Source organism: Brenneria sp. g21c3 (assembly GCF_040240345.1).
Classification (GTDB): Bacteria; Pseudomonadota; Gammaproteobacteria; order Enterobacterales; family Enterobacteriaceae; genus Brenneria.
Window position 1 is genome coordinate 21,852 of the sequence record NZ_JBEIAB010000029.1, and the last position, 8,859, is coordinate 30,710.

General features: G+C 54.2%; 9 protein-coding genes and 1 rRNA gene. 7 read left to right on the forward strand and 3 right to left on the reverse strand.

What is annotated here, in order from left to right:
- Positions 1–139: 139 nt before the first annotated feature.
- A complete protein-coding gene (rsd, locus tag ABRZ28_RS23245) occupies positions 140–607 on the reverse strand; it encodes a sigma D regulator (RefSeq protein WP_319606481.1) in 468 nt (155 codons plus the stop codon).
- A 104-nt stretch (positions 608–711) separates the two neighbouring features.
- Here rsd and nudC point away from each other — a divergent pair, with 104 nt between their 5' ends.
- From nudC to ABRZ28_RS23275, 6 genes are all read left to right on the forward strand, one after another.
- Positions 712–1,542, forward strand: coding sequence for an NAD(+) diphosphatase (gene nudC, locus ABRZ28_RS23250; protein WP_330521706.1), 831 nt, complete (start codon positions 712–714; stop codon positions 1,540–1,542).
- 12 nt (positions 1,543–1,554) lie between these two features.
- Positions 1,555–2,619 carry a uroporphyrinogen decarboxylase gene (gene hemE, locus ABRZ28_RS23255; RefSeq protein WP_330521707.1) on the forward strand — a complete coding sequence of 355 codons (1,065 nt, stop codon included), beginning with the start codon at positions 1,555–1,557 and terminating at the stop codon, positions 2,617–2,619.
- An 8-nt stretch (positions 2,620–2,627) separates the two neighbouring features.
- Positions 2,628–3,302, forward strand: a complete 675-nt coding sequence (nfi, locus tag ABRZ28_RS23260) for a deoxyribonuclease V (protein ID WP_330521708.1) — start codon at positions 2,628–2,630, stop codon at positions 3,300–3,302.
- A gap of 94 nt (positions 3,303–3,396) precedes the next feature.
- Positions 3,397–3,987 carry a YjaG family protein gene (locus ABRZ28_RS23265; RefSeq protein WP_319606485.1) on the forward strand — a complete coding sequence of 197 codons (591 nt, stop codon included), beginning with the start codon at positions 3,397–3,399 and terminating at the stop codon, positions 3,985–3,987.
- Positions 3,988–4,174: 187 nt separating this feature from the next.
- On the forward strand, positions 4,175–4,447 hold the full coding sequence (gene hupA / locus ABRZ28_RS23270; protein WP_009114799.1) for a nucleoid-associated protein HU-alpha: 273 nt from the start codon (positions 4,175–4,177) through the stop codon (positions 4,445–4,447).
- 4 nt (positions 4,448–4,451) lie between these two features.
- Entirely contained in the window at positions 4,452–5,150 is a 699-nt protein-coding gene (locus ABRZ28_RS23275) for a DUF1481 domain-containing protein (RefSeq protein ID WP_330521709.1), read from the forward strand.
- A gap of 131 nt (positions 5,151–5,281) precedes the next feature.
- Here ABRZ28_RS23275 and purD read toward each other — a convergent pair whose 3' ends face one another.
- Together purD and purH are read right to left on the reverse strand one after the other, a co-directional pair.
- The gene (purD, locus tag ABRZ28_RS23280; protein ID WP_330521710.1) at positions 5,282–6,568 is read right to left on the reverse strand and encodes a phosphoribosylamine--glycine ligase; all 1,287 of its coding nucleotides are present in this window, start codon (positions 6,566–6,568) and stop codon (positions 5,282–5,284) included.
- Between the two features lie 17 nt (positions 6,569–6,585).
- Positions 6,586–8,175, reverse strand: a complete 1,590-nt coding sequence (purH, locus tag ABRZ28_RS23285; protein WP_319606488.1) for a bifunctional phosphoribosylaminoimidazolecarboxamide formyltransferase/IMP cyclohydrolase — start codon at positions 8,173–8,175, stop codon at positions 6,586–6,588.
- Between the two features lie 603 nt (positions 8,176–8,778).
- Between purH and ABRZ28_RS23290 the strand changes: the two genes are divergently transcribed.
- A 16S ribosomal RNA gene (locus ABRZ28_RS23290) occupies positions 8,779–8,859 on the forward strand; the annotation flags it as partial.

Below are 8,859 nucleotides of genomic sequence, written 5' to 3' on the forward strand. Positions count from 1 at the left end.
CGGGCTGATTACAACGATGACACTGTAGGCCGACAACCAGGACATGTCAAAGGCCGTGCGGCCTATCTGTGAAGAAATGCCGCATTCCACTCACTGGGCCAAGATTTTCAGCCGGGTCGCGATGGGTTTATCATCGACGCTATCGCTGATTATCGCAAACCAGCCGGATCATCTTATCTTCCAGCGTAAAACGTTCTTCCAGCGTTTCGCCGATGGCGGACAGCGCCTGTTGGAATGCCATGCAGTTATCGTGATCGATGGAGGTCGCCAGGTGGCTGTCATAGCAGTCCATAATCTGCTGCGTGTTGTTTTGCAAGGCAAAATCAATTTTTTCAGACTGCGACAGCTTTTGTTCGCTCAGGGTAGCGGCCTCCTGCAATACCCGTTCATAGGCATGAAAGTGACCGGCGGAAAGATAATCAACCAGATACTGGTGAAAATTATCCAGCGCTTTTTCATCAAGGCGTGAATAGGCGTCTTTGTTGGGTTTGATGCCAACCAGATGGTAGTAAGCAATCAGGAGCTGTTTACGCGCTTGTAGCCACTGGTCGATTAACGCATTATTGCCACCGACGAGTTCAGTCAGGCTTTGTAACTGGTTTAGCATTTTTGGCTCCGTGAATGATAAAAAATAGCCGTTGGTTATGCACGTTAGCTAAATCGCACGGAATGGTAAAGAACCAGTGAAGTGATAGAGGAGCAATCGCAGGTATGGAACAAAGGTTAAACGGTGACGAAACAGGCTGGTGGGTTGTCAGTCACGCAAATCAAATATGGCTTCCTCAAGGAGAATTACCGCAGGGAACGGCGGACAATTGGTCATTACAGGGTGAAACCGCCCGCAAAATAGGCGAATGGCAAGGACAACCGATGTGGCTGGTTTGTCAGAACCGGGATGTCGACATGACCTCGGTGCGCCAATTGATCGATCAGGACGCCGGGCTTTTCCAAATGGCGGGACGGGGCGTGCAACTGGCGGAATTTTATCGCGCTCACAAGTTCTGCGGCTACTGCGGCCACGAAATGGTGCGCAGTAAAACGGAGCTGGCCTGCCTGTGTCTGCATTGCAAGGAGCGTTATTATCCGCAGATCGCGCCTTGCATCATCGTGGCGATCCGACGGGGCGATGAGATTTTGCTGGCGCAGCATAACCGGCACCGCGGCAATATGTATACCGTGCTGGCCGGGTTTGTCGAAGTGGGCGAAACGCTGGAACAGACGGTGGCTCGCGAGGTCATGGAAGAGAGTCGCATTGAGGTCAAAAACCTGCGTTATATCAGTTCCCAACCCTGGCCTTTCCCGCATTCGCTGATGATGGCCTTTATGGCGGACTATGCCGGCGGCGAAGTGCATCACGATCCGTCGGAGCTGCGTGATGCCGGCTGGTTTCGCTATGATCAATTGCCTCTCTTACCGCCGCCGGGTACCGTGGCCCGCCGACTGATTGAGGACACGGTGGCGCTATGTCGCGCTTATCATGAGAACGGTAACGACCATGTTACAATCGACGGCGACGGCAGCACGCGCCAGGATGATGACTAAAGGATAAACAGCATGACTGATCTGAAAAACGATCGCTATTTGCGGGCTTTGTTGCGCCAGCCGGTTGATGCGACGCCGGTGTGGATGATGCGTCAGGCGGGACGTTACCTGCCGGAATACAAGGCGACCCGCGCGCAGGCGGGCGATTTCATGGCGCTGTGCAAAAATGCGGAGCTTGCCTGTGAAGTCACATTGCAGCCTTTACGGCGCTATGAGCTTGATGCGGCGATCCTGTTTTCAGATATCCTGACCATCCCTGATGCAATGGGGCTGGGGCTCTATTTTGAAACGGGCGAAGGTCCGCGTTTTCAATCTCCGATTACCTGCCGTGCCGATGTGGCGAACTTGCCGATTCCGGATCCCGAGCAGGAACTGGCTTACGTAATGAATGCGGTTCGCACCATCCGCAAAAGCCTTGCCGGCGCGGTGCCGTTAATCGGCTTTTCCGGCAGTCCCTGGACGCTGGCGACCTATATGGTGGAAGGCGGCAGCAGCAAAGCGTTTACCATCATTAAAAAGATGATGTTCGCTGAGCCGAAAACCCTGCATTTGCTGCTGGATAAGCTGGCCGACAGCGTTATCCTTTACCTGAACGCGCAGATTCGCGCCGGCGCGCAGGCGATCATGGTGTTCGATACCTGGGGCGGCGTGCTGAGCGGTCGTGACTATCGCGAGTTTTCCCTGCATTACATGCATAAAATCGTCGACGGATTGCAACGCGAAAATGAAGGCCGCCGCGTCCCGGTTACGCTGTTCACCAAAGGGGGCGGACAGTGGCTGGAAGCGATGGCGGCAACCGGCTGCGACGCGCTGGGGCTGGACTGGACCGTCGATATCGCCGAGGCGCGCCGCCGCGTGGGGGATAAAGTGGCGCTTCAGGGCAATATGGATCCTTCGATGCTCTATGCGCCGCCGGCCAGGATAGAACAGGAGGTCGCCTCTATTCTGTCGGGCTTCGGCCGGGGGAACGGACATGTGTTTAATCTGGGTCATGGTATCCATCAGGATGTACCGCCGGAGCACGCGGGCGTATTTGTCGATGCCGTACACCGGCTATCGCGCGCCTATCATTCATAGGGGGCCGTGTGATTGATACCCGGCAACTGCGGGCCGAGCAACTGACGCGCGCCGCGGAAATTATTCGCCATGACGACCTGCCCTTTGACCAGCCGAGGTTCGTTGCCGGCGCCGACGTGGGGTTTGAACAGGATGGCGCGGTGACCCGCGCGGCGATTGCGCTGCTGCGCTACCCGTCGCTAACGTTGGTGGAGTATAAAATTGCGCGCATCAGCACGACGATGCCCTATATCCCCGGTTTTTTGTCGTTTCGCGAGTGTCCGGGTCTTATGGCGGCCTGGGCGTTGCTGGAGCAAAAGCCGGATCTGTTATTGGTCGACGGGCATGGTATTTCGCATCCGCGTCGACTTGGCGTCGCCAGCCATTTCGGGCTGATGGTGAATGTGCCGACCATCGGCGTGGCGAAACGCCGCCTGTGCGGGCATTTCGAGCCATTATCCGATGCGGTGGGCAGCCGGCAGCCCTTGCTGGATAAAGGCGAGCAGCTAGGCTGGGTATGGCGCAGCAAGGCGCGCTGCAACCCATTATTTGTGGCGACCGGCCATCGCGTCGGTACAGATAGCGCGCTGCTGTGGGTGCAACGCTGCATGCGCGGCTATCGTCTGCCCGAACCTACCCGCTGGGCCGACGCGGTCGCCTCTAACCGTTCTGCGTTTCAGCGTTGGCGACAGCAGCAGTTGTGAGCGGATCCCGTTACAAAAATTTTAGGAATTCAGGCATAGGGCGATGCGGTAATTTCAGGTACACTGCCGCCCATAGCCTATAGTGAGCATAAAGATGTTACGTAACCCGATTCATTTGCGTTTGGAAAAGCTTGGAAGCTGGCAGCATGTCACGTTTATGGCATGTCTTTGCGAACGTATGTATCCCAATTATCATGAGTTCTGTCAGCAAACCGAGTTCGGGGACGCGATGGTTTACCGCCGTATTCTCGATCTGGTTTGGGAAACGCTGGTGGTCAAAGATGCAAAAGTCAATTTTGACAGCCAACTGGAAAAATTAGAAGAGGCAATTCCCGCCGCGGATGACTATGATATTTACGGTGTCTATCCGGCGATCGATGCCTGCATCGCTTTAGGCGAACTGATCCATTCCCGCCTGAGCGGTGAAACGCTGGAGCATGCGATTGCGGTCAGTGAAACGTCGATCCGGACGGTCGCGATGCTGGAGATGACGCAGGCCGGTAAAGAAATGACCGATGATGAGTTGAAAGTTCTGCCGGCGATTGAAGAAGAATGGGACATCCAATGGGAGATTTTTCGCCTGTTGGCAGTCAACGAAGAGCGCGACATTGAATTGATTAAAGGGCTGCGCGCCGACCTGCGCGAGGCCGGTAGTAGTAACATTGGGATAAATTTAAGCCAATAACGCGATAAAACGTGATTTAAGGCTTGAAATGGTATGTCGAAAGGCTTCACATCCGCACCCTGTCTGGTCTACATTTGGGGGGCGTAATAAAAGTGGCTGTCGGTGCGTGTATGCAGGAGAGTGCTGTCATGGCATATCCGTCGCACTCGATGCTTAGCAAGCGATAAACACACTGTAAGGATAACTTATGAATAAGACTCAACTGATTGATGTAATTGCTGACAAGGCTGATCTCTCCAAAGTACAGGCAAAAGCTGCTCTGGAATCAACTCTCGCGGCAATTACTGAGTCTCTGAAAGAAGGTGATGCAGTACAATTAGTTGGTTTTGGTACGTTTAAAGTAAACCATCGTAACGAGCGCACTGGCCGCAATCCGCAAACTGGTAAAGAAATCAAAATTGCTGCTGCCAACGTGCCAGCGTTTGTTTCTGGCAAGGCGCTGAAAGACGCCGTCAAATAAGCCAATGCCGGTTAAGAGTTTAAGCAGGGGGGCGGTTTCGCCCCTTTTGCTTTTATCGCGCCGGCTTGGCATCGGGACGGCGATATTCTTTATCGTCGCCTGTAGCAGCCATACCCCTTCGCCGCCAGTTTTCGCCAGCGGCTACCTTTCCGATCGCGGTATTGTTCGCCTGTGGCGCAAAGATGACGCCCAGCACGACACCATCAGACTGATATCGGTTTATAACCCATTTCAAGGCGGCGGCACGGTGGTAACCCGCTATTGGTATCAGCAGGACAGCCTGCGTGAAATCAAAAGAACGCTGGAAGCCCAGAAAGATGATACGCAGATCCGCTTTGCGGAAGATGGCACGGTCAGCTTTATGCAACGTCAGTTGGCGCAAAGGCGAGAATCCATCTCCGATGACGATCTGGCGCTCTATCAGTGGGACGCAAAAAGAACCCGGGAACTCAGCGATGTGCTTCAGGCAGGGAAGGTGACGCTAAGGCAGGGCAAATTACAGGATGACCTGGTCATTACCTGCGATGGCGCGCGCGTCAGGCCTGATTTTGACCAGTCCTCGCAAGATTGGATCGCCCAAAAGAGAGAACAGCTTACCGGCTCGCTGAGTATTGCATGGCTGGAGGCATCGGAAGGAACACAACTGCTGCTGGTGGATCAGGGCGATTTCTGTCGCTGGGAAGCTGAAGCCAACAGACTGTAACCTGAATGCGGAGTTGATTATCCGACATCGGGCGCGGGTTTACTCACGTTAATCTCCGTTGCGGATAAACATCGCTAATAGGGTGGCGCACAGCATAAAAAAACCCGGATTTCTCCGGGCTTGTCGGTTCGTCAGGCTTGTTCCCGTTCAATCGCCCGGTAGCCAATGTCTTTCCGGCAGAAAGATTCCCGCCATTGAATTTCCGCGGCCAGCTCATACGCGCGTTGCTGGGCATCGGCGACCGTCTTGCCTAATGCGGTGACGCACAGCACCCGTCCGCCGTTGGTGACGACATGCCCGCCGTCCAGTTTAGTACCCGCGTGGAAGACTTTTCCATCTTCAGCATCTTGCTGCGGTAGGCCGGAAATGACGTCTCCGGTACGATAATCGCCGGGATATCCGCCCGACGCCAGTACCACGCCTAATGAAGGACGTTCATCCCACGCGGAGTCTTGTTCGTCCAGCCGGCCGTCGCAGGCCGCCAGACAGAGTTCGACCAGATCGGAACGCAGGCGCAGCATGATGGGCTGGGTTTCCGGGTCGCCAAAGCGGCAGTTAAATTCAATCACCTTGGGTTGACCGTCGGCGGAAATCATCAGTCCGGCGTACAGAAAACCCGTATAGATATTGCCTTCAGCCGCCATGCCTTTTACCGTCGGCCAGATCACTTGTTCCATCACGCGCTGGTGAATGTCATCGGTGACAACCGGCGCGGGGGAATAAGCGCCCATGCCGCCGGTATTGGGGCCGGTATCGTTGTCGCCCACCCGCTTATGGTCCTGGCTGGTGGCCATCGGCAGTACGTGTTCGCCATCGACCATGACGATGAAGCTGGCTTCTTCGCCATCCAGGAATTCCTCCACCACGATACGGTGGCCGGCATCGCCAAACGCGTTGCCGGCCAGCATATCCTGAACGGCGTTTTCCGCCTCTTCCAGCGTCATGGCGACAATCACGCCTTTCCCGGCGGCCAGGCCGTCGGCTTTAATCACGATCGGCGCGCCTTTACTGCGGACATAAGCCAACGCCGGTTCGACCTCGGTGAAGTTCTGGTATTCCGCGGAAGGAATATTATGTCGGGCAAGAAAATCTTTGGTAAAGGATTTGGAGCCTTCCAACTGCGCGGCTGCCTGCGTCGGTCCGAAAATTTTCAGCCCGGCGGCGCGAAAAGCGTCCACCACGCCGATAACCAGCGGTTGTTCCGGCCCCACGATGGTCAAGTCAATCTGGTTCTGCTGCGCGAAAGCGACCAGCGCGGGAATATCGGTTGCGGCAATATCAATATTGCTTAGCCCCGGTTCCAGCGCCGTACCGGCATTTCCCGGCGCGACGTAAACGATATCCGCCAGCGGCGACTGAGCGGCTTTCCAGGCGAGCGCGTGCTCGCGGCCGCCGTTACCAATAACTAAAATTTTCATGTTCGTCAGATCCTGAATTAATGGCGGAAATGGCGCATATCGGTAAAGATCATCGCGATACCATGTTCATTGGCAGCCGCAATAACTTCATCGTCACGGATAGAGCCGCCGGGTTGGATAACACAGGTGATACCTACGGCTGCGGCGGCATCAATACCATCGCGGAAGGGGAAGAAAGCATCGGAAGCCATAGCGGAACCTTTTACTTCCAATCCTTCATCACCCGCCTTGATCCCCGCAATTTTGGCGGAATAAACCCGGCTCATCTGGCCGGCGCCTATACCGATGGTCATATTGTCTTTGGCATAAACAATGGCGTTGGATTTGACGAACTTGGCGACTTTCCAGCAGAACAGGGCATCACGCAGTTCCTGTTCGCTGGGTTGGCGTTCGGTCACTACGCGTAGCTGAGCGGCGCCAACCATGCCCAGATCGCGTTCCTGTACCAGCAGGCCGCCGTTCACGCGTTTAAAATCCAGACCCGGAACGCGCTGTTGCCATGCGCCGCAGGCAAGTACGCGCACGTTTTGTTTGGCCGCGGTGACTTTCAGGGCGGCTGCGCTGATGGAGGGGGCAATGATCACTTCAACAAACTGGCGGCTGATGATGGCTTGCGCCGTTTGCTCGTCCAGCTCGCGGTTGAAGGCGATAATACCGCCGAAAGCCGAGGTTGGATCGGTTTTGTAGGCGCGCTCGTAAGCTTCCAGAATCGAGTCGCCAATCGCCACGCCGCACGGATTGGCATGTTTGACGATTACGCAGGCTGCCTCAGTAAACTCCTTCACACACTCCAGCGCCGCATCGGTATCGGCAATGTTATTGTAGGACAGCGCCTTGCCCTGTAACTGGTTCGACGTTGCAACAGACGCTTCCGTGACATTTTCTTCTATATAGAAAGCGGCTTGCTGGTGGCTGTTTTCGCCGTAGCGCATATCCTGTTTTTTCACGAAATTCAGATTCAGCGTGCGGGGGAAGCGTCCTGACGGTTTATCCGTTTCGCCATAATAAGGCGGCACCAGGGCGCCAAAGTAGTTGGCAATCATGCTGTCATAAGCCGCGGTATGCTCAAACGCTTTAATCGCCAGATCGAAACGCGTCTCGTAGGTCAGCGAGCCATTGTTGGCATCCAGCTCATTAATGATGGCGTCGTAGTCGCCGCTCTTAACCACAATCGCCACATCTTTATGATTCTTGGCCGCCGAGCGAACCATCGTCGGCCCGCCAATATCGATGTTCTCGACGGCGTCCGCCAATTTGCAGTCAGGCCGGGCAACGGTCTGAGCAAACGGATAGAGATTGACGACAACCATGTCGATAGGTTGGATATCGTGTTTTGCCATGACGGCATCATCCTGCCCGCGACGCCCAAGAATGCCGCCGTGAACCTTCGGATGCAGAGTTTTAACGCGTCCATCCATCATTTCCGGGAAACCGGTGTAGTCAGACACTTCCGTGACCGGTAAACCCGCATCAGCCAGCAGATGTGCTGTGCCTCCGGTAGAGAGAAGCTCAATCCCACGCTGAGATAAGGCTTGAGCAAAGTCGACAATACCTGCTTTGTCAGAAACGCTGAGCAAAGCACGGCGGATAGGACGAGGTTGTTGCATGATGATGTATCCCTTGCATTGGGTAGTCAGTAAAGAACAATACGTGAATATCGTCTTTTTCTTCATTTATAACGCATGATGGCAAGACAAAGAAAAATATTCAGTTAGCGTTCACAATAAAGAAGGTGCGTTTTTTCGCGGAAGAATTGTAGCGAAAACGTTTGCGTGATGCTCGTCTAATTTCAGTAAGATTCCGTTCTGTGGATAAGTTTGTGAACAAATGGGTATAAACCTGCCTTTTGCTGTGTAATGCAGCAAACAGTGATTTTTATGCAAATTACCAGTTGCGGCCTGCGCAGAAGTCCCTATAATGCGCTCCCACTGACACGGCAACGGCGATTACGCGGTTGTGACGACAGTAAGAAGCCAGGCAATAATCACTTGACTTCACAGCGGAAAAGCATAGTATATGCGGCCCGCGCCACGGGATAACGTGGCACTGCTCTTTAACAATTTAATCAGACAATCTGTGTGGGCACTCACAAGACCTATCGGCTGACGATATAAAAAGTCTTGAAGAGTGACTAGCAGTAAATTCATTACGAATGAACAGTTATTAATTCTTTGAGCACAGCTATTAACTTAGCGAATCAAACAAATCTTAAATTGAAGAGTTTGATCATGGCTCAGATTGAACGCTGGCGGCAGGCCTAACACATGCAAGTCGAGCGGCAGCGGGAAGAA

Coding starts and splice junctions, on each gene's coding strand:
- rsd (WP_319606481.1), bottom strand. CDS start 607: ATGCTAAACCAGTTACAAAGCCTGACTGAACTCGTCGGTGGCAATAAT.
- purH (WP_319606488.1), bottom strand. CDS start 8,175: ATGCAACAACCTCGTCCTATCCGCCGTGCTTTGCTCAGCGTTTCTGAC.
- ABRZ28_RS23265 (WP_319606485.1), top strand. CDS start 3,397: ATGTTACGTAACCCGATTCATTTGCGTTTGGAAAAGCTTGGAAGCTGG.
- nudC (WP_330521706.1), top strand. CDS start 712: ATGGAACAAAGGTTAAACGGTGACGAAACAGGCTGGTGGGTTGTCAGT.
- ABRZ28_RS23275 (WP_330521709.1), top strand. CDS start 4,452: ATGCCGGTTAAGAGTTTAAGCAGGGGGGCGGTTTCGCCCCTTTTGCTT.
- hemE (WP_330521707.1), top strand. CDS start 1,555: ATGACTGATCTGAAAAACGATCGCTATTTGCGGGCTTTGTTGCGCCAG.
- purD (WP_330521710.1), bottom strand. CDS start 6,568: ATGAAAATTTTAGTTATTGGTAACGGCGGCCGCGAGCACGCGCTCGCC.
- hupA (WP_009114799.1), top strand. CDS start 4,175: ATGAATAAGACTCAACTGATTGATGTAATTGCTGACAAGGCTGATCTC.